We start from the raw sequence: 25,183 nt of genomic DNA, 5'->3' as shown, positions 1-25,183 counted from the left end.
CACCAAGGAGACTCAATGTTCCGCTGGAAGCTGCACGGCAACGGGCGCACCGTTGCTCCGGGCGCGGTCGTCGCGCCGGGCGAGCGTCTGAACTGGGGCGCGACCGTCGCGATCGGCCTGCAGCACGTCATCGCGATGTTCGGCGCGACCTTCCTCGTGCCGGTGCTGACCCAATTCCCCGTGTCGACGACGCTGCTGTTCTCGGGCGTGGGCACCCTGCTCTTCCTGCTGATCACGCGCAACCGCCTCCCCAGCTATCTCGGCTCGTCGTTCGCGTTCATCGCCCCGATCACCGCGGCGACCACGATCTCGGGCACCGGATCGGCGCTCGCGGGCATCGTGGCGGTGGGTGTGCTGCTGGCCGCGATCGGCTTCGTGGTGCAGTTCGTCGGCCTCGGATGGGTCGACAAGGTCATGCCGCCGGTCGTGGCGGGCGCGATCGTGGCGCTCATCGGCTTCAACCTCGCGCCCGTGGCGTGGCAGAACTTCGAGCTGCAGCCGCTGCCCGGGACGATCACGCTCGTCGCGGTCATCCTCTTCAGCGTGCTCTTCCGCGGATTCCTCGGCCGGATCTCGATCTTCCTCGGCGTGATCGTGGGCTATGTCGCGACGGTGCTCATCCAGCTGACGACGGGCGAGGCGCTCATCGACTTCTCGGCCGTCGAGCAGGCGCCGTGGGTCGGGCTGCCGGTCTTCCAGTTCCCCGACTTCGCCTCCCCGGGCACCTGGTCGGTCATCGCGATGTTCCTTCCGGTGGTGCTGGTGCTGGTCGCCGAGAACGTCGGGCACGTACGCGGGGTGGCGGCGATGACGGATGCCACCGCCAACCGCTCCACCGGGCGCGCCCTGATCGCCGACGGTCTCGCCACGACCCTCGCCGGATCCTTCGGCGGATCGGGCACCACGACGTACGGCGAGAACATCGGCGTGATGGCTGCCACCCGCGTCTACTCGACCGCGGTGTACTGGATCGCGGGTCTCACCGCGATCGTGCTGAGCCTCTCCCCCAAGGTCGGCGCGGTGTTCAACACCATCCCGCCCGGGGTGCTCGGCGGTGTCACCACCGCGCTGTACGGCCTCATCGGCATCATCGGCATCAAGATCTGGGTCGACAACCGCGTCGACTTCTCGCGCCCGGTCAACCAGTACACCGGGGCGGTCGCCCTGGTGCTGGCGATCGCCGGCTTCACGATGGACATCGGGCAGTTCCAGCTCGGTGCGATCGTGCTCGGCTCGATCGCCGCCCTGGTGATCTACCACCTCGGCAACGCGATCGCCCGCGCGCGCAGGACCGGCGCCGACGACGGCGGTCCCATCCCCGCGGTGGGTCCGCTCGGCGGCGACCCGAGCTGATCCGCCGCCGGCTCGGCATCCGGTCGCGCCCGCCCGGCGCGCTTGCTGCCCGCGAGATCACACGTTCGGCTCGAGCGCACACGTTTTGAGACCTGCGGAACGTGTGCGCTCGAACCGTTCGTGTGACCTCGAGCGCCCCGGACGCCGCCCTCCCGGCGGCGCCGCGCTGGCCCGCGTCGCGATCGCGCTTTCCGCGCCGAGATCACACGATCGGCCCGAGACCACACGTTCGGGCGCCCGCGGGACGTGTGCGCTCGAACCGAACGTGTGCTTTCGGCGTCGGGTGGATGCCGGAGACCGGGATGCCGCGCGACCACCGTTGCCGGACCGTTACTTGACAGCGCGCCACCGTAGACCCCACACTGATCTCGGTCGCTGATAAATCGGTTTATCAGCAAGGTAAATCGATTATCCAATGGAGGGTGAGACATGGCTCGAGTGCGCATCGCAGATGTGGCCAAAGCCGCCGGCGTCTCGCCCGCGACCGTCTCCCTCGTGCTCAACGACGCCGAGTCGCGCATCTCCGACGAAACGAAGGAGCGGGTCCGTCGCGTCGCCGACGAGGTCGGCTACTCGCCCAACCCGATCGCCCGGAGCCTGCGCACCCGCGTCACCGGCACGATCGGTCTCGTCTCCGACCGCATCGCCACCACGCCCTTCGCGGGACGCATGCTCGCCGGAGCCCAGGAGGTCGCTCGCGAGAACGGTCGCCTGGTGATCCTCGTCGACACCGACGGCCACCCCGAGATCGAGTCCGACGCGATCTCGACGCTCGTGAACCACAACGTCGACGGCATGGTCTACGCCTCGATGTACCACCGGGTGCTCCCCGCCCCCGCGGGTCTTCCCGCCGGCACCGTGTTCCTCGACTGCCGCCCCGAAGACGGCGGTTTCCCCGCGGTCGTCCCCGACGACTACGCCGGGGGCCGCGCCGCCGCGCAGGAGCTCGTCGACGCCGGTCACCGTCGCATCGCCTACATCGACGACGGCGACGACGACCGCCCCGTGGCGGCCCAGCTCCGTCTGCAGGGGTACCGCGACGTGCTGACCGAGGCCGGCATCGAACCGGATGCCGCCCTCCACGTCTTCGCCGAGACCTCGGCCGCGGGCGGGCAGGGCGCGATCGGCGAGCTGTGGGCCCTCCCCGAGGCGCAGCGCCCCACCGGCGTCTTCGCTTTCAACGACCGGATCGCCGCCGGTGTCGTCATGTGGGCGCACCGGCACGGCATCCGGATCCCCGAAGACCTGTCGATCGTCGGCTACGACGACCAGCAGCTGGTGGCGGCGGAGCTCGATCCGCCGCTGACCACCGTCTCGCTCCCCCACGCGGCCATGGGCCGCTGGGCCATGGAGGTCGCCCTCGGCCTCCGCGAGGCGGACACCGCATCCCCCCACCTCATGGACTGCCCGATCGTTCGTCGGGCTTCCGTCGGCCCACCCGCGCACCTCGGCAGCGCGCGGGACCCCCGGGTCACGGACTGACGCCGCCCCGGCGGCCCCCTCACGATGACGACAGCGATGTCGCCTCACACCGAAAGGAATCCGATGAAGAAGTCCTTCATCCCGCTCGCCGCGACGGGCGTCGCTGCCGCGCTGGTGCTGACCGGCTGCGGTCAGGCAGGCCAGGGCAGCACGACGACCGAAGACGGTCGCACCGTGCTGACCATGTGGACGCACTCCGCGGGCAACCCCGCCGAGCTCGCCGTCTACGAGCAGATCATCAGCGACTTCAACGCGTCGCAGGACAAATACGAGGTCAAGACCGAGTCGTTCCCGCAGGGCGCCTACAACGACGCGATCGTCGCGGCCGCCGCCTCGAACGACCTGCCGTGCCTGCTCGACCTCGACGGGCCGATCATGCCGAACTGGGCGTGGGCGAACTACCTGCAGCCGCTCGGCATCTCCAGCGACATCACCGACAAGCTCCTTCCCACCGCGGTCGGAACGTACAACGGTGAGATCTACTCCGCCGGATACTGGGATGCCGCCCTCGGCATCTTCGCGCGCAAGTCGGTCCTCGAGGCCAACGGCATCCGCATCCCCACGACGGCGCAGCCGTGGACCGAGACCGAGTTCGACGCGGCCCTGGCCACGCTCAAGGCCGCCGGCTACGACACCCCGATCGACATCGGCGCCGAGGACAAGGGCGAGTGGTGGCCCTACGCCTACTCGCCGTTCCTGCAGAGCTTCGGGGGCGACCTCATCGATCGCGACACCATGCTGTCGGCCGACGGCGCCCTCAACGGACCGGATGCCGTGAAGTGGGGCACCTGGTTCCAGGACCTGTTCAAGAAGGGCTACGCCAATAGCGGCGGCACCGTGGGCAACCAGGAGTTCGTCGACGGCAAGGTCGCTCTCAGCTACACGGGCGTCTGGAACGGTCTCGCCGCGGTGGATGCCGTGGGCGACGACCTGCTGATCCTCCCGCCGCCGGACCTCGGCAACGGTCCCAAGATCGGCGGCGGTTCGTGGCAGTGGGGAATCTCCTCGTCGTGCAACGACGCCGAGGGCGCTCGCGAATACCTCGAGTTCAGCTTCGACGACAAATACATCACCCGGTTCGCCGACGAGCAGCTCGTGATCCCCGCCACGGAGGCGGCGACGGAAGCGTCGAAGTACTTCAACTCCACCGACGGCGCGCTGCGTCCGTTCGCGGAGTTCTCGAAGGAGTACGCGGTGCTGCGTCCCGAGACCCCCGCGTATGCGGTGATCTCGACCACGTTCGAGACGGCGGCCAAGGACATCATGAACGGCGCCGACGTGCAGTCGGCTCTGGATGCCGCGGTCACCGAGATCGACACCAACATCGAGTCCAACGACGGCTACGGCGCGAAGTAACGCCGCGTCCGCGGTGGGGGCCCGTCCGGGCCCCCACCGCACCCCGCGAAAGAAGAACCTGATGACCGTGTCACCTCCGGTCGCCGCGGCGAAGCAGCCGCGACGTTCCCTCCGCCGCTTCCGCACCTCCCGCGGTCGCGAGACGTGGGCGGGCCTGGCCATGATGGCCCCCGCCGCCGTCCTGCTCGTGCTGTTCCTGATCGTCCCGGTACTGCTGGCCTTCACGCTGTCGTTCACCAACGCCCGGCTGATCTCCCCCAACCCGCCGCGCTTCGTCGGTCTCGACAACTTCCTGCGGGCCTTCACCGCCGACCCCGTCTTCCTGCAGTCGGCGCTGAACACCTTCCTCTTCGCCCTGGTCGTCGTCCCGGTGCAGGCCGGTCTCGGCCTCTTCCTCGCGGTGCTCGTCAACCAGCGTCTGCGCGGGACGACGTTCTTCCGCGTCGTGTTCTTCATCCCCGTGGTGACGTCGATCGTCGTGGTGTCGATCCTCTGGCGCTTCATGTACCAGAGCGACGGCCTCATCAACTCGATGATCGACACCCTCACCTTCGGTGCCCTCAAGGGCGCCGACTGGCTCAACGACCCCAGCACCGCGCTCGGCGCGATCATCGTGCTGTCGATCTGGCAGGCCGTGGGCTTCCACATGATCATCTGGCTCGCGGGGCTGCAGACCATCCCCGAGGAGCTGTACGAGGCGGCGCGGATGGACGGCGCGAGCCGGTGGCGCCAGTTCACTAACGTCACCTGGCCGGGCCTGCGCCCCACCATGGTGTTCGTCCTCGTCACCATCACCATCGCCGCTCTCGGTCTGTTCGTGCAGGTCGACGTGATGACCCAGGGCGGCCCCCTCAACTCGACGTCGACCGTCGTGTTCCACGCGGTGCGCAAGGGCTACGAGCAGCAGGAGATCGGCTACGCCGCCGCGATCTCGCTCCTGTTCTTCGTCGCCGTCCTCATCGTCGCCCTCATCCAGCGCTGGCTGACCCGGGAGAAGAACTGACATGACCGGCATCCTCGAGCGGCCCGCGCGCACCGCGCGCACGGCCCGCCCCTCGTCGCCCACCGGGCGGCGCACCCGCTCGTCCGAGGGCCGCAACGGTCGCATCCTCACCTACGTGTCGATGTCGATCCTCGCGCTGTTCTTCCTGTTCCCGCTCGTGTTCATGTTCGTGTCGAGCCTCAAGCCCGACGCGCAGATCCTGCGGGACATCAACTCCCCCGCGGCGTTCCTGCCGACCGGCGACATCAGCCTCGACAACTACTTCGGCGTCTTCGACCGCGTGCCCGTCGGGCAGTTCCTGTTCAACTCGATCCTGGTGACGGTCCTCACCGTCGGGCTCGGGCTCATCGTGAACTCCCTCGCCGGCTTCGCCCTCTCGCGGTTGCGCTGGAAGGGCCGGGTCGTGGTGATGGCGCTGGTCATCGCGACGCTCATCGTGCCGTTCGAGACGATCGCGGTACCGATGGTCTACTGGGTCAACCAGCTGCCCACCCTTGTGATGGAGGGCGGCGTGCTGAAGTACGACTTCGGCTGGCTGAACACCTACCAGGTGCAGATCGTGCCGTTCATCGCGAACGCCTTCTCGATCTTCCTCTTCGCGCAGTACTTCTCCACGATCCCGCAGTCCCTCGATGAGGCGGCCCGCATCGACGGGGCGAGCTGGTTCACCATCTACCGCCGCATCATCGTGCCCCTGTCGGGTCCGGCCTTCGCGACGGTCGCGATCCTCACGTTCCTGCCCGCGTGGAACCAGTACCTTTGGCCCCTCATGGTCGTGCAGAAAGAGGAGTTGAGACCCGTCATGGTCGGCATGCAGTACTTCTTCCAACTCAACACCGCGTGGGGTGAGGTCATGGCCTACACCTCGCTCATCACCCTGCCCGTGCTGATCGTGTTCCTGGTCTTCCAGCGCGCGTTCGTCAGCAGCATCGCCGCCTCGGGGGTCAAGGGATGAGCGCCGCACTCGATGTCGTCGTGCTCGGTGAAGCACTCATCGACATCGTCACCACTTCCGCCGGGGCGGCCGAGCGCCCCGGCGGGAGCCCCGCCAACGTCACGGTCGCCCTCGGCCGGCTGGGTCGCAGCGCCGCCCTCGTGGCGCGCGTCGCCGACGACGACCGCGGGCGTGCGCTGAACGCGTGGCTCTCGGCATCCGGGGTCGCCCTGCACTCGGCGGGTTCGCCGGAGCGCACCGCCACCGCACGCGCGGTCATCGACCAGGTCGGCAACGCCACCTATGACTTCGACATCGACTGGGTGCTGCCCTCGCCCGTCGAGGTGCCGTCGGCGCGGGTGTTCCACACCGGGTCCGTCGCCGCAACCCTCGCCCCCGGCGCCGACGAGGTGCGCGCCGCCGCCGAGCGGGCTCGCGAGACGGCGCTGGTCAGCTACGACCCGAACATCCGGCCCGCCCTCACCGGCGGTGTCGAGGATGCCCGCGCCCGCGTCGAGGCGCTCGTCGCGCTCAGCGACGTCGTCAAGGCGAGCGCCGAGGACGCCGAGTGGCTCTACCCGGGCGTCGCGCCGGCCGACGTGGCCCGCGAATGGGTCGCGCTCGGCGCCGGTCTCGCCGTCATCACCGACGGCGGCGAGGGCTCTCTCGCGGTGACCGCCCACGGCACCGTGCGGATCCCCGCGGTCGCGACGCAGGTCGTCGACACCGTCGGCGCCGGCGACACCTTCATGGGCGCGCTGCTCGACGGCATCCTGGATCTGCCCGGAGACACCGCGGCGTTGCGCGCCGCCGTGTGCGGACTGGATGCCGAGACCCTCCCGCCCCTGCTGCACCGCGCCGCGCGCGCCGCCGCCGTCACGGTCGGCCGCGAGGGCATGGACCCCCCGACCCGAGAAGACCTGCAGCAGCCCGCTGCACCGAAAGAGAGTGCCTGACGTGTTCGACCTCGCCGATTCCTACGTGTGGGATTTCTGGTTCGCCGATGACGGCGACACCCACCACCTGTTCTTCCTGTACGCCTCGCGCGCGCTGCACGACCCGGAGGACCGCCACTACCGCGCCTCGATCGGTCACGCCGTGTCGACCGACCTGAAGAACTGGAAGCGCGTCGCCGACGCCCTCGTGCGCGGCGGGGCCGACGACTTCGACGCCCTGGCCACCTGGACCGGCTCGACCGTGCGTCGAGAGGACGGCACCTGGTTCCTCTTCTATACGGGCTCGCGTCTCGCCGACGACGGCCGCAACGTGCAGCGCGTCGGATTCGCGACGTCGACCGACCTGTACACGTGGCACAAGAGCCCGGCCAACCCGGTGCTCGAGGCCGACGGCGAGACGTACGAGCGTCTGGCCACCACCGACTGGCACGACGAGGCCTTCCGTGACCCGTGGGTGTTCGCCGACTCCGCGGGCGACGGCTGGCACATGTACGTCACGGCCCGCGCGACGCACGGACCGCTCAACGGCCGCGGCGTCGTCGCGCACGCGACCTCGAGCGACCTCGAGTCATGGACCCTGCAGGCGCCGGTCAGCGCCCCCACCGACGAGGGCTTCGGTCAGCTCGAGGTGACGCAGGTCGAGGAGGTCGACGGCCGGGCCGTGCTGCTGTTCTCGTGCATGCCCGCCCAGGCGATGGATGCCGTGCGCGCACGCCACCCGCGCGGTGCGGTGTGGGCGGTCGCCGCCGATAGCGTGCTCGGTCCGTTCGACATCGCCCAGGCACAGCCGATCACCGACGACGACCTCTACGTCGGTCGCCTGGTGAAGGACCGCGAGGGCGTCTGGCAGCTGCTGGCGTTCCGCAACGTCGGTCCCGACGGCGGCTTCGTGGGCGGCATCACCGACCCGATGCCGGTGGGCTGGGACGGCGACCGCCTCGTCGTCAAGCAGCCGGCTCTGTCGGTCTGAGCCGCCCGCTCGAGCGCGCACGTCCCCGCGGGGCGTGCGCGTTCGGCGTTTCCCCGCGTGGCTCGGTGCCGGGTTCCGGAGAAAACGGCGCTGCGACCGTCGACGCCGCCGTACGGGGCGCCTCGGCGCACAGATCCCCGGAGCCCGGCGCGTGCGGGGCTCCCGCCAGCACACCCCGCACCACCCCGCAAGAGGGGATGCCGCGCCCCGGCCGCTGGGTAACGTCGAGCACCCGGCGGGCACCGACCGGCGCTCCGCCACCGACGACGAGAGGCACGCTCATGGCATCCGGAACCACCGACCCCTCGCAGGCCGCCGCCGACGAGAACTCCTACGAAGGCGCCGACGTCGAGGTCTCGCCGACCGAGGGCCCGTCCACCGACTCCGACGGTGAGGCCAAGCCGGGCGGGCTCGGCAGCGACGGCACCATCCCGAACGACCCCGACGGCGTGGCCGCGGGTCACTCCGACACGGCGTCGCACTTCAACCCCGAAGAGGACTAGCACATCCCGCCCCGGCCGCCCCGGCGGCGGTCGGGGCGGTGCCCGCCTCATAGAATGGATGCCGGTGCGTCGGGAAGTCTGGTCGACATTCTGTCGATCGACCCCTGAGGAGCTTCATGAGCCACGACACCGTCCGCGCACCGAACTGGCCCGGCTACGCCGAGGTCCACCGCGTCACGACGCTTCTGCGCCGCGAGTCCGTCGGCGGGATGCTGCTGGTCGTGGCCGCGATCGCCGCGATCATCTGGGCGAACTCGCCCGCCTCCGACACGTACTTCGCGCTGCGCGACTTCCGCTTCGGCTACGAGCCGTGGCACCTCGACCTCAGTGTCGGGGCGTGGGCGGCCGATGGCCTGCTCGCCGTCTTCTTCTTCATGGTCGGTCTCGAACTCAAGCGCGAGATCGTCTCGGGGAGCCTGCGGCGCCTGAACACCGCGATCGTGCCCGTCACCGCCGCCTTCGCCGGCGTCGCGATGCCCGCGCTCATCTACGTGGCCATCGTGCACACGCAGCCGAGCCTGTTGGCCGGGTGGGCGATCCCCACCGCCACCGACATCGCGTTCGCGGTCGCCGTGCTCGCCATCGTAGGCTCCCACCTTCCCGGGCCTCTGCGCATCTTCCTGCTGACCCTCGCCGTGGTCGACGACCTCATCGCGATCGCGATCATCGCGATCTTCTACACCAGCGACATCTCGCTGCTGCCCCTCGGCGTCTTCGCCGTGATCGTGGTGGTCTACGGCGTGATCGCGCACCGCGGTCGTGCGTGGTTCGCCCGCAACGGCTGGGCCGCGTGGGTCGTGCTGCTGCCGATCGGCTTCGCGGCGTGGGCGTTCCTGCACGCGTCGGGCGTGCACGCCACGATCGCCGGCGTCGCGCTGGCGTTCACCATCCCCGTGGCTCCGTCGCGACGGCAGCCGGTGCACCGCGGCATGGATCTCGCCGAGCAGTTCGAGCACCGCTACCGGCCCCTGTCGGCGGGGATCGCGGTGCCCGTGTTCGCGTTCTTCGCCGCGGGGGTGTCCGTCGGCGGTGGCGAGGGCATCGTGCGCGCTCTGGCCGATCCGGTGACGATCGGCGTCGTCGCCGGTCTCGTTCTCGGCAAGCCCCTCGGCATCCTGCTCGGAGTGCGCCTGCTCACGCTCGTGACGAAGGTGCGGCTCGACCCCGCGCTGAAGTGGATCGACCTGGCCGGGGTGGGTCTGCTCGCCGGCATCGGGTTCACCGTGTCGCTGCTGATCGCCGAGCTCAGCTTCCCCGAGGGCTCACCTCACACCGACGACGCGAAGATCGCGATCATGGCCGCGTCGCTCCTGGCATCCGTGCTCGCCTCGGGTGTGCTGCTGGTGCGCAACCGGCGCTACAAGCAGCTCGCTCTCGCCGAAGAGGTGGATGCCGACGGCGACGACGTCCCCGACGTGTACCAGCAGCCGCGGCCCGAGGTGCGCTGAGCCACCGCCGGCCGTCACGGAGAGAGGCTGTGCACCCGTGTGAGGACGGGCCGGTCACGGCTCAGGCCGACGCCCGCTCCACGATCTCGGTCGGCAGGATCGTCGCGTGCGGGGCCGGGCGACCGGCGAGGATGTCGAGGAGGACGGATGCCATGTGCCGCCCCTGCGCGAGGGAGGGCTGGCGCACGGTGGTCAGCGCGGGGGTGAGGGCGGTCGAGACCGACGAGTCGTCGAAGCCGATCACGGCGACGTCGCGGCCGGGTTCGACGCCCTTCTCCCGCAGGGCGGCGTAGGCCCCGCGCGCCATGAGGTCGCTCGCGACGAACACCGCGTCGAGCTCGACCCCACCTGACAGGATGCGGTTCATCGCCAGCGCCCCGCCCATCTCGGTGAAGTCGCCGTTCTCGACGGCGACCGGCTCGAGCCCCGCGGCGCCCATCGCGTCGCGGAAACCCTGCAGGCGGTCGATGCCGGCGGGCATGTCGGACGGCCCCGAGACGGTCGCGATACGCCGATGGCCGCGGTCGAGCAGGTGCTCGGTCGCGGCGCGGCCCCCGGCCACGTTGTCGACGTCGACGTAGTAGTCCTCGGCGCGGATGCGTGCGGGACGACCGCCGTAGACGACGGGTACGACGTCGGCCACCCGGTCGAGGAAGGTGTCGCTGGTGTGGTGGGATGCCACGATCGCCCCGTCGACGCTTCCGCCGCGCAGGTAGCCGAGCGCCTTGGCGCTGGCGTCATCGCTCGCGATGAGCATGTTCATGATGTAGTCGGACTCCCCGACGACCTCGCCGATGCCCGCGACGATCGAGGCGAAGAACGGGTCGCCGAAGAAGCGGTCGGTCTGCTCCGGGATGACGAGGGCGATCGCCCGCGTCTGCCGGCTGGCGAGGGAGCGCGCCGCGCGATTGGGAACGTATTGCAGTTCGTCGATCGCGCGGCGCACGGCCTCGAGCGCGGCGGGGGAGACGGACGTCGAGCCGTTGACGACGCGGGACACCGTGGATCGCGAGACGCCGGCCCGCGCCGCGACCTCTTCGATCGTGGCGGTCCCCCGCAGCGGTGCGAGTTCCAACGCTCTGCCTCCTCCGGGCCCCGCGCGCGGGCCTAGACCGCGGGTGCGGTGGCCAGAGCGCGCTCGGCGATGATGGAAGCGTACTGCCGGCCGGAGTCCTTCACGATGCGCTCCTGGGTCTGGTAATCGACGTACACGATGCCGAACCGTTTCTCGTAACCCCAGGCCCACTCGAAGTTGTCCATCAGCGACCAGTAGAAGTAGCCGCGTACGTCGACGCCCTTGTCCACGGCATCCAGGACCGCGCCCAGGTGCGCCTCGACGAACTCCACGCGCTCGACGTCGTGCACCCGCGTCTCGCCGCCCTCGGTGGTCAGCTCGTCGTCGTACGAGGCGCCGTTCTCGGTGACGTAGAGCGCCACGCCCGCCTCCGCCGAGTACTCCTCGCTGACGCGCTCGAGCAGGCGCGTCAGCCCCTCGGGCTGCACCTCCCAGTGCATGTTCGTGCGCTTCAGGCCGCGGTCGTGCCAGTACAGGTTCTCGTGGGCGGGGAAGGGCTTGCCGACGGGACGGACCGTGGGGGCGTCGCCCGCGGGCGGCTCGATCTCGGGCGGCGTTCCGCCGACGAACTCGCCGTGGTAGTAGTTCACCCCGAGCGAGTCGATCGGCGTCGAGATGATCTCGAGGTCGCCCGGCTGCACGGCCTCCTGCCAGCGGGCCACGGCTTCGGCGTCGGTGTCGCGGAAGTCCTTGATGATGTCGGCCGGGTACTTTCCGCGGAACACCGGGTCGAGGAACCAGCGGTTGAACTGCCCGTCGACGCGACGCGCCGCGTCGAGGTCGGCGGGGACGGCCGGGTCGACGGCATCCGCGACCGTCAGGTTGAGCGTGAGACCGAGGTTGAGCGCGGAGTCGCGGGCGCGCAGCTCGCGCACGGTCTGCCCGTGCCCCAGCAGCAGGTGGTGCGCCGCGAGCATGCCCTCGGCCTGCGAGTAGTGCCCGGGTGCGTGGATGCCGGCGGTGTAGCTGAGGAACGAGGAGCACCACGGCTCGTTGAGCGTGGTCCACACGTCGACGCGGTCGCCGAGGGCGTCGTGCATGTCGAGCGCGTACTCGGTGAAGCGCTCGCTCGTCTCGCGCACGGTCCACCCACCCTTGTCCTGCAGCGCCTGTGGGAGGTCCCAGTGGTACAGCGTGAGCCACGGCAGGATGCCGGCGTCGAGCAGCTCGTCGACGAGGCGCTTGTAGAAGTCGACGCCCTTCGGGTTGAGCGCGCCGCCGTCGGGGCGCACGCGCGACCACGACGTCGAGAAGCGGTAGGTCTGCAGGCCCAGGCTCTTCATGAGCTGCACGTCGTCGGCGTAGCGGTGGTAGTGGTCGCACGCGACGTCGCCGTTGTCGCCGTTGATCACGGCGTCGGGCACGCGGCAGAACGCGTCCCAGATCGAGGCGGTGCGACCGTCTTCGAAGGCCGCTCCCTCGATCTGGAAGGCCGCGGTGGCGGCGCCGAAGAGGAAGCGTTCGGGGAACGAACGGGACTGGGACATGGATCGGGTTCCTTCCGTGGGCGCGAGGGTCATCCCTTGACCGCCCCTTGCATGATGCCACTGACCAGCTGCTTGCCCGCGAAGACGAACAGCAGCAGCAGCGGGATCGTCGACAGCAGCACGCCCGCGAGGACGATCGAGTAGTCGACGAAGTAGTTGGACTGCAGCAGCGACAGCGCCACCGGCAGCGTCGGGTTCTGGCGGTCGAGCACGATGAACGGCCAGAAGAAGTTGTTCCACGCGCTCACGAAGGTGAACAGGCCGAGCATCGCGGCTGCGGGTCGCGCGGCCGGAACGCCGACGGTGAGGAACGTGCGGAACGAGCTCGCCCCATCCACGCGCGCGGCCTCGATCAGCTCGTCGGGGACCGACTGCCGCAGGTACTGCGTCATCCAGAAGACACCGAAGGCACTCGTGAGCGCGGGGATGATGATGGCCCCGAGCTGACCCGTCCAGCCGAGCTCGCTGAACAGGATGTACAGCGGCACGACGCCCAGCTGCGTCGGCACGGCCATCGTCGCCACGACGAAGACGAGGAGCCACGGGCCGCCGCGGAACTTCAGCTTCGCGAACGCCCACCCCGCGAGGGTCGAGAAGAAGACGACGGATGCCGCGATCAAGCCGGAGCTGACGATCGAGTTCAGCAGCGCCGGCCAGAAGTTGACCGCGGGGTCGCCGATCACGGACGCGGCGTTGGCGAAAAAGTTGCCCCCGGGGATCCACGACCGGTTGGCGTCGCGGATCGTCGAGGAGTCGCCCGAACCGATCAGCAGCGACCAGTAGAAGGGGAACACGCTCGCCAGCAGCACCGCGCCGAGCGCGGCGTAGACGATCCACCCGGGGCGGGAGCCGCGGATGACGCGACCCCGACGCGGGGCAGCGGAGAGCTCGGGGTCGCGGACGGGGACCGGGGCGGGGCTGACGGCGGTCATGAACGGCCTTCCTTCGAACGAGGTGTCGTCGACCGGATCGGCGAGGCCGTGGCATCCCGGCGCACCTGCGCCTTCGCCGCTCGGGCCTGCGCGCGGATCTCGCGGCGGGAGCGCGCGTCGCCGCGGCCGCCCTCGTCGCGGACGAGCGAGCGGGTGATGAACAGGTTGATCGCGCCGATGGCGAGGATGAGCAGGAACAGGATCCACGCGAGAGCCGCGGCCCGGCCGAAGTTCCACTCGCCCCAGCCGACGTTGTAGAGCCAGAGGGTCACGGTCAGCCACTGGTTGTCGGCGCCGCCCGTGCCGTACTGGTCGTACATGCGCGGCTCGTCGAAGATCTGCAGGCCGCCGATGGTGGCGGTGATGATGACGAAGACGAGGGTGGGCTTGAGGCTCGGCAGGGTGATCGAGAAGAACTGACGGATCTTGCCGGCGCCGTCGACGGTGGCGGCCTCGTAGTACTCGCGCGGAATGGCCTGCATCGCCGCGAGCAGGATGAGCGTATTGTACCCGGTCCAGCGGAAGTTGACCATGGTCGCGATCGCGATGTGGCTGGCGAAGGCGTCGGAGTGCCACGGCACGGCCGGGAGACCCAGGTTCTGCAGGGTGGTGTTCACGACGCCGTACTGGTCGCCGAACATGTTGCTGAAGATGAGGGCGACGGCGACGGGCGCCATCACGTAGGGCACCAGCACACTCATGCGCCAGAAGGTCTTGGCGCGGATGTTCTGGTCGAGCATCGCGGCGATGAAGATCGCGAGGATGAGCTGCGGAACGCTCGAGAGCAGGAAGATGCTGAAGGTGTTGCGCAGGGCGATCCAGAACTTGGGCTGCGAGAGCACCCACGCGTACTGGTCGAAGCCGATGAACTCGCCGGAGCCTCGGACCAGGTCCCAGTCCATGAACGAGATCACGGCGGTGTAGGCGATGGGGAAGAGGCCCGTGATCGCGAACAGGATGAAGAACGGCGAGATGTAGAGGTAGGGCGAGAGCTTCAGGTCCCACGCGCTGCGGCGCCGGCCGAAGCCGAGGCGGCGGGGCGTGCGCTCCCCCGCCGGCGCCGACGCCGCGGCCCGCGCGGGCCGCTCGAGTGTGCTTGTCACGGTGTCTCCTCCTCGAGACGAGCGGGACGGATGCCGGGGCCCGGCGCTCAGGCCCCGGCATCCGCTCGCGAGGGTCAGGACAGGGCGTCGACCTCGGTCGCCCACTGCTGCCAGGAGGTCGCGGCATCCTGGGTTCCGTCTTCGACGCGCGTCAGGGCCTTCTGCATGGCGTCGTTGATCTGGAAGTAGAAGGTGCCCTTGTACGGCGAGACCTTCACGGCCTGCGCGCGCTCGGAGAGCATCTCGCCGACGGGGGCGTCGTTGAAGTACGCGTTGGTGCTGCCGGTCAGGGCCGCGGCGCTGAGGGCGTCGGTCTGGCTCGGGAAGGTTCCGGCGTTCTCGAACGCCTTGACCTGCGTCTCGGGGTCGGTCAGCCAGTCGGCGAGCTCCTGGGCGGCCTCGACGTTCTTGCCGTTGCCGGGCACGGTCAGGTACGAACCGCCCCAGTTGCCCGCGCCGCCGGGGAAGACGTTGGCGATGTCCCAGCCGGTGACCTCGGGCGCGTTGCCCTCGATGACGCCGAGCATCCAGCCCGGGCAGAGCATGGTCGCGAACGCGCCGTTCGACAGGCCGGCGAACCAGTCGTCGGACCACTGGCCGAGGTGCGCCGACTGCGTGGCGCTGGCCTTCAGGACCTGGTCGTAGATCTTCTTCACGTCGGGGTTGTCGGTGGCGATGATCTCGCCGTCGTCGGGGTTCTCGTACGCGGCCTCGACCTGGTTGATCGCGCCCTGGTACGTGCCCCCGGCGGAGTCGAAGAACGCCTTGCCGGTCGCGGCGACGTACTGGTCGCCGACCGAGAAGTATTTCGACCAGTCGCCCTCGAGCATCTTGGCGACCTCGGCGCGGTCGGTCGGCAGACCCGCCGCGGCGAAGAGATCGGAGCGGTAGCAGACGCCCTCGGGGCCGATGTCGGTGCCGTAGCCGACGAGCTGGCCCTCAGGGCTGGTGGCGGCCTCGACCTTGTAGTCGAGCCAGCGGCTCTTGAGGTCGTCGGGGACGGGCGCCAGCAGGTCGGCGTACTCCATGACCTCGGGGAGCCAGTCGACCTCGATCGCCTCGATGTCGGCCAGACCCGTCTTGCCGAGCTTCTGGAAGTAGTTCTCGCGGGCCTCGTTGCTGGTCGCGGCCTTGTTGTGCACGATCTTCACGTTCGGGTGCGCGTCCATGTACTCCTGCAGGAGCGCGTCGGTGTACCCGAAGTCGTTGAAGGTGGCGATGGTGAGGGTGACCTCGCCGTCGCCGCCCGAGGCGGAACCCCCGCCGCCGGAGCATCCGGCGAGCACGAGAGCAGAGGTGGAGGCGACGGCGGCGACGAGGGCCGTCCGGCGCAGGGCACGGGTTTTCACGAATCACTCCTTTGTGGTGGGTGCGGATCGGCGTGACGGAACGCGTGGGCTGCGTTGCGTGAGAGCGCTCCCAAACCAATCGGGACGACAGTATGGGATCGCTCCCACGACGTCAAGAGAGCACTCCCACATTCATCGCGAGCCGGCCGCCACGGGGGACGGGACGACGGCGGGCGCTCGCGTAGAATGGCATCCACAACGCCACCCGACTTCTGGAGCTGCTGTGCCCACCATCGTCGTCGACGTCATGCCCAAGGCCGAGCTTCTCGACCCGCAGGGAAAGGCCGTGGCCGGCGCTCTCTCGCGGCTCGGCGAGAACCGCTTCTCCGACGTGCGCATCGGCAAGCGCTTCGAGCTCACCGTCGACGGAGAGGTCGACGAGGCCACGCTCGCCCGCGCGCGCGAACTGGCCGACGAGATGCTCTCGAACGCCGTCATCGAAGACGTGGTGAACGTCGAGGTGGTGCAGTGACCGCTCGCATCGGGGTCATCACCTTCCCCGGTTCGCTCGACGACCGCGACGCGCAGCGCGCCATCCGTCTCGCCGGAGGAGAGCCCGTCGCCCTCTGGCACGGCGAGCACGACCTGAAGGGCGTCGACGCCCTGGTCCTGCCCGGCGGCTTCAGCTACGGCGACTACCTGCGCGCCGGCGCCATCGCCGCCTTCGCGCCGATCATGGCCGAGGTGAAGGACGCCGCGGCGAAGGGCATGCCCGTGCTCGGCATCTGCAACGGCTTCCAGATGCTCGTCGAGGCGCACCTGCTGCCAGGCGGCCTGATCCGCAACGCCCACCAGCAGTTCATCCGCCGCGACCAGCGCCTGCGCGTCGAGAACGCCTCGACCGCCTGGACCAGCGACTTCGCCGAGGGCGACGAGATCGTCATCCCGCTGAAGAACGCCGACGGCGGCTACATCGCCGACGCCGAGACCCTGGCGCGCGTCAACGGCGAGGGCCTCGTGACCTTCCGCTACCTGGGCGTGAACCCCAACGGCTCGCTCGACGACATCGCCGGCCTCACCAATGAGCGCGGCAACGTCGTGGGCCTCATGCCGCACCCCGAGCACGCGGTCGAGCCCGGCTTCGGCCCCGGCACCTCCGCCGCCATGCGCTCCGGCGTCGACGGGCTCGGGTTCTTCACCTCGGCCATCGCGGCCGTCGTGGGCGCCGCGGCCTGACGCGCTAGCATCCCCCTCCCCCGGGCGCGCAAGCTCCGCGCGCGTCTCGAACGGCGGCGGTAGCGTCGGGCGGGTGACGACCTCGACCCCCCTCCTCGTGTCCGTTCCCACCGCCCAGCTCCGCGACGACCTCGGCGAGCTGCCCGACGGCGTCGAGGTGGTGGTCTGGGACATGACGGGCCCCGCCCCGCGCGAGCGTTTCGACATGGTGGTGCCGCCGTACATGTCGATGGACGGCGTGATCGAGCGCCTGAGCGAGGTCGAGGTCGGCCTCGTGCAGGGCCAGTCGATCGGCTACGACAATGTCGAGGGGCGCCTGCCCGAGGGCGTGGTGTTCGCGAACGCCTCGAGCGTGCACGAGACGGCGACGTCGGAACTCGCCCTCGCGCTCACGCTCGCCGCGCAGCGACACCTCCCCGCGTTCGTGCGCGCACAGGACCGCGGCGAGTGGACCGGGGGCACGGCACCCGGCCTGGCCGACGCGCGCGTCACGCTGCTCGGCTTCGGCGGCGTGGGTCGTGCGATCGCGGCGCGTTTGCAGCCGTTCGAGGTGTCGTTGCGTGCGGTCGCCTCGCACGGCCGGCTGCAGGACGGCGTCGAGGTGTTCCCGATCGGCAAGCTCGGCGACGTGCTGGCCGACACCGACATCCTCATCGCTTCGCTCCCCGGCGGCGACAGCACCCGCCACGTGCTGGACGACGCCGCCTTCTCGGCGCTGCCCGAGGGTGCGCTCGTCGTCAACGTCGGTCGCGGTCCGCTCATCGACACGGACACCCTGGTCGACCACGTACGTCGCGGTCGCCTGCGCGCGGCGCTGGATGTAACCGACCCCGAGCCGCTGCCCGCCGACCACCCGCTCTGGAGCCTCGACGGCGTGCTCATCTCGCCGCACGTCGGCGGAGCGACGGATGCCATGCGCCCGCGCATCGCCCGACTGGTGCGTGAGCAGATCAAACGTCTGCAACGCGGCGAGGCACCGCTGAACGTGGTCCTGGGCGGCTGATCCCCGGTATCGGGCGAGCGCGGATCAGCCGCGGAAACCGGCGGGATTGGCCAGGAGGTCGGCGAACGCCAGCTCCGCGGGGCCGACGAGCATGAGGCGCGAGCGCAGGTGCGCGCGCTCCAGCCGGATGGCACGGCCCTCGGCGCCGAGGGGGTGCACGCGCACCGCGTCGGCGAGGCGTTCGCGGCTCACCGACAGCAGCGCCCCGAGGTAGCCCGAGAGCACGACCGTCTCGGGGGCGAAGGCATTGACGAAGTTCGTCAGCGCGAGGGAGAGCATCTCGACCTGGCGGGCGACCTCGGTCATGACGCGGGGGTCGCGGGCGACGCCCAGCTCGACGTCGAGCTCGTCCTCGTCGAGCTTGCGGCGGCCGAGGAGCGGCTCGAGGATGTCGAGGCTCACCTCGGCCTCGAGACAGCCGCGGCGCCCGCACACGCACGCGCGCCCACGCGGATCCACGACCGTGTGGCCGAGCTCGCCGGCATAGCCCGAGGTCCCGCGCAGCAGGGTGCCGTCGATGATGAGGCCGCCGCCGATGCTGCGCATCGCGCCGCCGAGGTACAGCAGGTTTCCCACCCCGACCCCCACCCCGAACCGCGACTCGGCGAGGGCGCCGATGCTGGCGTCGTTGCCGGCGGTCACCGGCATCCCGAGCTCGTCGCTGAGGCGTGCGGCGACCGGATCGCGTTTCCAGCCGAGCGTCGGCGACACCAGCACGGAGCCGTTGGCGTTCACCAGCCCGGGGACGGCGAGGCCCGCGCCGACCACGCGGTAGTGCCGGTCGATGTCGGCGCGCATCGCCTCGACGGAGTTCGCGACGATCTGCACGAACCGCTTGGGCGAGGGCGCCCCGGCGGTGTCGTGGCGCAGTCGTGCGTGGACCACTCCGCCCAGGCCCACGAGCGCCACGGTCACGGCGTGCGGCTCGGCCCGAACACTCAGGGCGGCGACGTGGTCCTCGGGCTCGATGTCGAGGGTCGGGCGGCCCACCTTGCCGGTGCGTTCGCCTCCGGGCGCCTCCCGGACGAGGCCGAGTTCGATCAGCTCCATGACCAGACCGGTCACGGTCGAGCGGTTGAGTCCGGTGGTGGCTCCGAGCTGCGCGCGTGAGAGCGCTCCCCGGGAGTGCAGCAGCGAGAGCACGGACGCGAGGTTCTGCTGGCGGATCAGGTCGTTGGTCGTACGACCCGGCGGGGGTGCGAGCGGCGTCGCGGGCTCGAACACGGCAGGGGTCATGAGGGGCGCACCTCCCCCATCATCCCATCGGAGCCATACGGACGAGAAACGCAGTGACGCGGATGGGGAGCGGGCCCCGGGGCCGCGCTCCCCATCCGGTCAGACACCGCCGTTGCGCCGCTTGTTGAAGATGTCGAACGCGACGGCCAGCAGCAGCACGATGCCCTTGATGGCCATCTGCCAGGCCGCGTCGACGCTGAGGATGGACAACCCCATGTTCAGCACGCCCATGACGAGGCCGCCGACGACCGCGCCGACCACGGTGCCGATGCCGCCCTGCACGGCAGCGCCGCCGATGAACACCGCCGCGATGGCATCCAGTTCGTAGTTCTGCCCGGCGGCGGCGACCGCACTCCCCGCTCGCGCGGTGCTGACGACGGCTGCGAGACCGGCGAGGGCGCCCATGTTGACGAAGATGAAGAAGTTGACCCACTTCGTCTTCACACCGCTCATCACGGCCGCGAACAGGTTGCCGCCCATGGCGTAGATGTGACGGCCGAAGGTCGTGCGGTTGAGGACGAACGTATACGCCAGCACGAGCACGGCCAGGATGATCAGCACGATCGGGGTGCCGTTGTAGGTCGCCAGCGTGAAGGAGGCGGCCATGATGACCACGACGGCGGCGGCGTTCTTGGCCCAGAACGACCAGGCGACCTCGCGCGGCAGCTCGAGGCGGCGCAGGGTCGCTCGCGTGCGCAGCTGCTGCACGATCAGCGCGGCGCTCGCGATCGCGCCGAGCGCGAGGGTCAGGGCATCCCAGTTGCCCAGGTAGCCGAGCACCGGCGGCAGCCAGCCGGCGCCGATCGCGGTGAAGCCGTCGGGCAGACCGCTGATCGTGCCGCCGGTCAGCAGCACGAGCGTCAGACCGCGGAACAACAGCATGCCCGCCAAGGTCACGATGAACGCGGGGATGCCGATGAAGGCGACCCAGAAGCCCTGCCACGCCCCGACCACGGCGCCGACGACGAGCGAGAGCACCACGGCGACGTACCAGGGCAGCCCCCACTGGTTCATGGCGATCGCCGCGATCGCGCCCACCATCGCCACGACCGAACCGACGGACAGGTCGATGTGCCCGGCGATGATGACCATGACCATGCCGATCGCGAGGATCAGCACGTAGGCGTTCTGTTGGATGAGGTTGTTCACGTTGCCCGGCAGCAGCAGGCGACCGCCGGTGAGCACCTGGAACAGCGCGATGATGATGACGAGGGCGGCGAGGATGCCGAACTGCCGGAAATTGATGCGCGACAGGATGCCGCGACGGCGGGGCCCCGGTTGCGTCGGTGCCTCGACCGTCTGGGTGGATGCGGTGGCCATTGCTGTCAGTTCCTTCCGGCGGTCATGTGCCGCATGAGGGTCTCCTGCGTGGCGTCGTCGCGGCTGACCTCAGCCGTGATGCGTCCCTCGGAGATCGTGTAGATGCGGTCGGAGAGGCCGATGACCTCGGGCAGCTCCGACGAGATGACGATGACGGCCTTCCCCTGGGCCGCGAGTTCGTTGATGATGCCGTAGATCTCGTACTTCGCCCCGACGTCGATGCCGCGGGTCGGCTCGTCGAGGATCAGCACGTCGGGTCCGGTGAACATCCACTTCGACAGGACCACCTTCTGCTGGTTCCCGCCGGAGAGGCGACCGGTGATCGCGGCGACGCTGGGCGCCTTGATGTTCATCTTGTAGCGGTACGAGTCGGCGACCTTGTACTCGCGGTACCGGTCGACGACGCCGAGGCGGGCGAGACGGGCGAGGGCGGATGCCGAGACGTTGACCTGGATGTCCCCGATGAGGTTGAGCCCGTACTTCTTGCGGTCCTCGGTGGCGTAGGCGATGCCGTGCTTGATCGCGGCGTCGACCGTGCGGACGTCGATCTGCTGCCCGTTCTTGTAGACCTCGCCCGAGATGCCGGTGCCGTACATGCGTCCGAAGATGCTCATCGCCAGTTCGGTCCGGCCGGCGCCCATGAGGCCCGCGAAACCGACGATCTCGCCGGCGCGCACCATGAAGGACGCGTCGTCGATGACGACGCGCTCGGTGTCGACGGGGTGGTGCACGGTCCAGTTCTCGACGCGGAACAGCTCCTCGCCGATGTCGGGTTCGCGCGGTGGGAAGAGGCTGTTCAGGTCGCGGCCGACCATGGCGCGGATGATGCGTCCCTCGTCGGTGTCGGCGTCGGAGCGGTGCATCGTCTCGATCGTTCGACCGTCGCGGATGATCGTGATGCGGTCGGAGATGCGCAGCACCTCTTTGAGCTTGTGGCTGATGATGATGCAGGTGATGCCCTGCGTGCGCAGCTGGTCGATGAGGTCGAGCAGGTGAGCGGAGTCGTCGTCGTTCAGGGCGGCGGTGGGCTCGTCGAGGATGAGGAGCTTCACCTCCTTCGCGAGCGCCTTGGCGATCTCGACGAGCTGCTGCTTGCCGACGCCGAGCTCGAAGATCTTCGTCGCCGGGTTCTCACGCAGCCCCACGCGCGCAAGCAGCTCGGCCGCGGCGGTGTTGGTGGCGTTCCAGTCGATGACGCCGCGCCGCGACTTCTCGTTGCCGAGGAAGATGTTCTCGGCGATCGAGAGGTAGGGGCTGAGCGCCAGCTCCTGATGGATGATGACGATTCCCGCGGCCTCGCTGTCGTTGATCGAGCGGAACGCCATCTGCTCGCCCTCGAGGGTGATGGAGCCCTCGAAGCTGCCGGCCGGGTAGACGCCGCTGAGCACCTTCATCAGGGTCGACTTGCCGGCGCCGTTCTCCCCGCAGATCGCGTGGACCTCGCCGCGGTGGACGTCGATCGACACGTCGGCCAGGGCCGGAACGCCGTTGAACGACTTCGAGATCCCCGACATGCGCAGGATCGGTTCGGTCATGGGTTGTCCCTCCGTCGGGATCGAGCGGCGGGGCGGACGCGAGCCCGCCCCGCCGCGGGAGTGATCAGAGTCCGACGTCGGAGGCCTTCAGGAAGCCCGAGTCGATGAGCTTCGTCTGGACGTCGTCCTTGACGACGACCTCGGGCGTCAGCAGGTAGGACGGCACGACCTTCTTGCCGTTGTCGTAGGTCTTCTCGTCGTTGACCTCGACGGTCTGGCCGTCCTTGATCTGCTCGATCATCGTGAACACCCGGTCGCCGAGGGCGCGGGTGTCCTTCCAGACCGTCATCGCCTGCGTGCCGTCGAGGATCGCCTTGACGTTGGCCTTGTCGGCATCCTGGCCCGTGATGAGCGGGTACTCGGCGCCGGCGGTGTAGCCGGCGGACTTCAGCGAGGCCTCGATGCCGATCGCGAGGCTGTCGTTGGGCGAGAGCACCACGTTCACCTTCTTGCCGTCGCCGTAGAACGACGAGAGGCGGTTGTCCATCTCGGACTGCGCTTTGTCGGACGCCCATCCCTGGATGCCGATCGAGGCCCAGGCGTCGTCGTTCGCGGGCGACTTGCCGCTCGGCACCACGAGCTGGCCCTTCTCGATGTAGGGCTGGAGCACGTCCCACGCGCCGGCGAAGAAGAACTTCGCGTTGTTGTCGTCGGGGCTGCCGGCGAAGGGCTCGAGGTTGAAGGGGCCGGCGCCGGTCTTGAGGCCCAGCTGCTCCTCGATGAACTGCCCCTGCAGGGTGCCCACCTTGTAGTTGTCGAAGGTGGCGTAGTAGTCGACGTTCTCGCTGCCGTTGATGAGGCGGTCGTAGGCGATGACCGTGGCGTTCTGCGCCTTGGCCTCCTGCAGCACCGGACCCAGCGTCGAGCCGTCGATCGCGGCGATCACGAGGATCTTCGCGCCGCCCGAGATCTGGTTCTGGATCTGGCTGATCTGCTGGTCGGTCTTGTTGTCGGCGTACTGCAGGTCGACGGTGCAGCCGGCGTCGGTGAGCTTCTTCTGCAGCTGCTCGCCGTCGTTGATCCACCGCTCGAGGCTGCGGGTGGGCATCGCGATGCCGACGTTGCAGTCTCCGCTGCCGCCCGCGGCTGCTCCGCCACCGTCGGCCGGGCGGGTGGAGCTGCACGCTCCGAGACCGACGGCGAGGGCGGCGATGGCCGCACCGGTCAGGATTTTCTTCAGCATGTGATCTGCGTTCCTCTCTGAACTGCAGGGACCCCCGTGGTCGTACCCGCGCCCTCCCCGGCGTCGGATCGGGTACGTCATCGTCCCGGCTGTGGACCCGTCGAATTATGACGGCTCCGAAAAAATATCCCCCGCACCGGTATTTGTCTATAGCCACCACAAAATTGTTCTCCTGACGTCCGACGGGCCCGGAACGACGGAACGGGCGGGGTGCCGTCGCACCCCGCCCGTTCCGGATCGTCGTCAGGAGATCTCGACGCTCTCGCGTTGCTCCGCCTTCGCCGCACGGCGTCTCGCGACGAGGCGGTTGCGGCCCGCGGCGAGCAGCACGACGGCGAGCACGGCGTAGATCGTCAGCACGATCGGGCCCTGCAGGAGCGTCGTGAGGTCGCCGTTCGCGCTCATCGCGGCATCCCGGAGGCTCGTCTCGGCGAGGGGGCCGAGCACCATGCCGATGATGAGCGGGGCGAGCGGATAGTCGTGCGCGCGCATCACGAACCCGAGCAGGCCGATCGCCAGCAGCATCACCAAGTCGAAGGTGGCGCCCGACGTCGCGTAGATGCCGAGCCCGCAGAACACGGCGATCGCCGCGTAGAGGTAGGGACGCGGGATGACCAGCAGCTTCGCCCACAGCATCGCGAACGGCAGGTTGAGGAGCAGCAGCACCATCATGGCGATGAAGAAGCTCGCGATCAGCGCCCACACGAGGTCGGGAGCGCGCTCGAACAGCAGGGGCCCCGGCTGCAGGCCGTACTGGCGGAAGGCCGCGAGCATGATCGCCGCCGTCGCCGACACCGGAAGGCCGAGCGCGAGGAGCGAACCCATCGCCATACCGGTGGTCGAGTTGCCCGCCGCCTCGGGGGCGGCGAGGCCGCGGATCGCCCCGGTGCCGAAGCGCGGCTTCTTGCGGCGCCCGTCGAGGCGCTTCTCGATGCCGTACGCGAGGAAGGTCGGGATCTCCGACCCGCCCGCCGGGATGACGCCGAACGGCAGACCGATCGCCGTCCCCCGCAACCACGCGGGCGTCGCCTCGCGGAACTCGCGGCGCGACAGCCAGGGGCGCCCCGCGGGGCGCACCATCGCGCCGCCCTTGACGTGCCGCTCCAGCGCCGCCACGTGGATGACCTCTCCCAGGGCCAGGATGCCGACCGTCACCGTCACGAGCGAGATCCCGTCGAACAGGTTCGGCGAGTCCAGCGTGAAGCGCGGGGCACCGGTGACCCCGTCGATGCCGACGACGGCGATGCCGAGGCCCACGAACAGCGAGGCGAGACCCTTGACCGCGTTGTCGGTCACGACCGACGAGGTCGCCGCGAAGGCGAAGATCGCGAGCGCGAAGAACTCCGCCGGCCCGAAGCTGCTCGACAGGTCCGCCAGCAGCGGGGCGAAGAACACCAGCAGGCTCGCCGCGACGATGCCGCCGATGAAGGCGCCGATCGCGGCCGTCGCCAGGGCTTGGGCCGCGCGGCCGTTCAGCGCCATCTTGTGACCTTCGAACGTCGACGCGATCGCCGAGGCCTGGCCGGGGGTGTTCATCAGAATGCCGGTGATGGAGTCGCCGAACAGCCCGCCGAAGTAGACGCCGGAGAACATGATGAACGCCGCGGTCGGGTCGAGCGAGAACGTCACCGGCAGCAGCAGCGCCACCGCCATGGAGGAGCCGAGGCCGGGCATGACGCCGACCGCGGTGCCGAGCACGCAGCCCACGAGCACCCACAGCAGGTTCTGCGGTGTCAGGGCGCCGGCGAAGCCTTCGCCGAGGAGGATCAGAACGTCCAT

22 protein-coding genes are annotated in these 25,183 nt (G+C 69.6%); 12 read left to right on the top strand and 10 right to left on the bottom strand.

What is annotated here, in order from left to right; all coding sequences use genetic code 11:
* The first annotated feature begins 15 nt into the window (after positions 1-15).
* The 9 genes from Q9R20_RS07335 to nhaA all read left to right on the top strand — a co-directional run bounded on the left by Q9R20_RS07335 (position 16) and on the right by nhaA (position 10,005).
* A complete protein-coding gene (locus Q9R20_RS07335; RefSeq protein ID WP_311248720.1) occupies positions 16-1,353 on the top strand; it encodes a solute carrier family 23 protein in 1,338 nt (445 codons plus the stop codon).
* Between the two features lie 429 nt (positions 1,354-1,782).
* Positions 1,783-2,835, top strand: a complete 1,053-nt coding sequence (locus Q9R20_RS07330) for a LacI family DNA-binding transcriptional regulator (protein ID WP_311248719.1) — start codon at positions 1,783-1,785, stop codon at positions 2,833-2,835.
* A gap of 63 nt (positions 2,836-2,898) precedes the next feature.
* Positions 2,899-4,191 carry an extracellular solute-binding protein gene (locus Q9R20_RS07325; RefSeq protein ID WP_311248718.1) on the top strand — a complete coding sequence of 431 codons (1,293 nt, stop codon included), beginning with the start codon at positions 2,899-2,901 and terminating at the stop codon, positions 4,189-4,191.
* A gap of 61 nt (positions 4,192-4,252) precedes the next feature.
* Complete coding sequence (locus Q9R20_RS07320; RefSeq protein ID WP_295839950.1) at positions 4,253-5,194, top strand: carbohydrate ABC transporter permease; 942 nt, start codon at positions 4,253-4,255, stop codon at positions 5,192-5,194.
* A 1-nt stretch (position 5,195) separates the two neighbouring features.
* The gene (locus tag Q9R20_RS07315) at positions 5,196-6,149 is read left to right on the top strand and encodes a carbohydrate ABC transporter permease (protein WP_311248717.1); all 954 of its coding nucleotides are present in this window, start codon (positions 5,196-5,198) and stop codon (positions 6,147-6,149) included.
* Positions 6,146-7,084: a PfkB family carbohydrate kinase gene (locus tag Q9R20_RS07310; RefSeq protein WP_311248716.1), complete on the top strand. Its 939-nt coding sequence runs from the start codon at positions 6,146-6,148 to the stop codon at positions 7,082-7,084. Before Q9R20_RS07315 ends, Q9R20_RS07310 begins: the two co-directional genes overlap by 4 nt.
* Before the next feature lies 1 nt (position 7,085).
* Positions 7,086-8,054: a glycosyl hydrolase family 32 gene (locus Q9R20_RS07305; RefSeq protein ID WP_311248715.1), complete on the top strand. Its 969-nt coding sequence runs from the start codon at positions 7,086-7,088 to the stop codon at positions 8,052-8,054.
* Between the two features lie 281 nt (positions 8,055-8,335).
* Positions 8,336-8,557: a hypothetical protein gene (locus Q9R20_RS07300; RefSeq protein ID WP_311248714.1), complete on the top strand. Its 222-nt coding sequence runs from the start codon at positions 8,336-8,338 to the stop codon at positions 8,555-8,557.
* A gap of 116 nt (positions 8,558-8,673) precedes the next feature.
* On the top strand, positions 8,674-10,005 hold the full coding sequence (nhaA, locus tag Q9R20_RS07295; protein WP_311248713.1) for a Na+/H+ antiporter NhaA: 1,332 nt from the start codon (positions 8,674-8,676) through the stop codon (positions 10,003-10,005).
* A gap of 61 nt (positions 10,006-10,066) precedes the next feature.
* Here the strand turns inward: nhaA and Q9R20_RS07290 are convergent, their stop codons facing one another.
* The 5 genes from Q9R20_RS07290 to Q9R20_RS07270 form a co-directional block, all read right to left on the bottom strand.
* Positions 10,067-11,080 carry a LacI family DNA-binding transcriptional regulator gene (locus tag Q9R20_RS07290; RefSeq protein ID WP_311248712.1) on the bottom strand — a complete coding sequence of 338 codons (1,014 nt, stop codon included), beginning with the start codon at positions 11,078-11,080 and terminating at the stop codon, positions 10,067-10,069.
* A gap of 32 nt (positions 11,081-11,112) precedes the next feature.
* Positions 11,113-12,567 carry a family 1 glycosylhydrolase gene (locus Q9R20_RS07285; protein WP_311248711.1) on the bottom strand — a complete coding sequence of 485 codons (1,455 nt, stop codon included), beginning with the start codon at positions 12,565-12,567 and terminating at the stop codon, positions 11,113-11,115.
* A 29-nt stretch (positions 12,568-12,596) separates the two neighbouring features.
* Positions 12,597-13,499 carry a carbohydrate ABC transporter permease gene (locus Q9R20_RS07280; protein ID WP_311248710.1) on the bottom strand — a complete coding sequence of 301 codons (903 nt, stop codon included), beginning with the start codon at positions 13,497-13,499 and terminating at the stop codon, positions 12,597-12,599.
* Complete coding sequence (locus Q9R20_RS07275) at positions 13,496-14,602, bottom strand: sugar ABC transporter permease (RefSeq protein WP_311248709.1); 1,107 nt, start codon at positions 14,600-14,602, stop codon at positions 13,496-13,498. The genes Q9R20_RS07280 and Q9R20_RS07275 overlap by 4 nt, the downstream gene beginning before the upstream one ends.
* Before the next feature lie 74 nt (positions 14,603-14,676).
* A complete protein-coding gene (locus tag Q9R20_RS07270) occupies positions 14,677-15,951 on the bottom strand; it encodes an ABC transporter substrate-binding protein (protein WP_311248708.1) in 1,275 nt (424 codons plus the stop codon).
* A 223-nt stretch (positions 15,952-16,174) separates the two neighbouring features.
* Here Q9R20_RS07270 and purS point away from each other — a divergent pair, with 223 nt between their 5' ends.
* The 3 genes from purS to Q9R20_RS07255 all read left to right on the top strand — a co-directional run bounded on the left by purS (position 16,175) and on the right by Q9R20_RS07255 (position 18,130).
* Positions 16,175-16,423 (top strand): phosphoribosylformylglycinamidine synthase subunit PurS, encoded by a 249-nt coding sequence (gene purS / locus Q9R20_RS07265; protein WP_311248707.1) that lies wholly within the window; start codon positions 16,175-16,177, stop codon positions 16,421-16,423.
* Entirely contained in the window at positions 16,420-17,127 is a 708-nt protein-coding gene (purQ, locus tag Q9R20_RS07260; RefSeq protein ID WP_295839962.1) for a phosphoribosylformylglycinamidine synthase subunit PurQ, read from the top strand. The genes purS and purQ overlap by 4 nt, the downstream gene beginning before the upstream one ends.
* Before the next feature lie 73 nt (positions 17,128-17,200).
* Positions 17,201-18,130: a 2-hydroxyacid dehydrogenase gene (locus tag Q9R20_RS07255; RefSeq protein WP_311248706.1), complete on the top strand. Its 930-nt coding sequence runs from the start codon at positions 17,201-17,203 to the stop codon at positions 18,128-18,130.
* Between the two features lie 24 nt (positions 18,131-18,154).
* On the opposite strand, the gene Q9R20_RS07250 is transcribed toward Q9R20_RS07255, so the two are convergent.
* From Q9R20_RS07250 to Q9R20_RS07230, 5 genes are all read right to left on the bottom strand, one after another.
* On the bottom strand, positions 18,155-19,366 hold the full coding sequence (locus tag Q9R20_RS07250; RefSeq protein ID WP_311248705.1) for an ROK family transcriptional regulator: 1,212 nt from the start codon (positions 19,364-19,366) through the stop codon (positions 18,155-18,157).
* A 99-nt stretch (positions 19,367-19,465) separates the two neighbouring features.
* Entirely contained in the window at positions 19,466-20,686 is a 1,221-nt protein-coding gene (gene mmsB, locus Q9R20_RS07245) for a multiple monosaccharide ABC transporter permease (RefSeq protein ID WP_311248704.1), read from the bottom strand.
* Positions 20,687-20,691: 5 nt separating this feature from the next.
* Positions 20,692-22,221, bottom strand: a complete 1,530-nt coding sequence (mmsA, locus tag Q9R20_RS07240) for a multiple monosaccharide ABC transporter ATP-binding protein (RefSeq protein ID WP_311248703.1) — start codon at positions 22,219-22,221, stop codon at positions 20,692-20,694.
* A gap of 64 nt (positions 22,222-22,285) precedes the next feature.
* On the bottom strand, positions 22,286-23,404 hold the full coding sequence (gene chvE / locus Q9R20_RS07235) for a multiple monosaccharide ABC transporter substrate-binding protein (RefSeq protein WP_311248702.1): 1,119 nt from the start codon (positions 23,402-23,404) through the stop codon (positions 22,286-22,288).
* Between the two features lie 243 nt (positions 23,405-23,647).
* On the bottom strand, positions 23,648-25,183 hold the full coding sequence (locus Q9R20_RS07230) for a tripartite tricarboxylate transporter permease (RefSeq protein ID WP_311248701.1): 1,536 nt from the start codon (positions 25,181-25,183) through the stop codon (positions 23,648-23,650).

Origin of the sequence: Microbacterium sp. PRF11 (assembly GCF_031844085.1) — a bacterium.
In the GTDB taxonomy this organism is placed as follows: Bacteria; Actinomycetota; Actinomycetes; order Actinomycetales; family Microbacteriaceae; genus Microbacterium.
The sequence above is the reverse complement of the archived record's forward strand: the minus strand, read 5'-3'. Positions and strand labels throughout refer to the sequence as shown.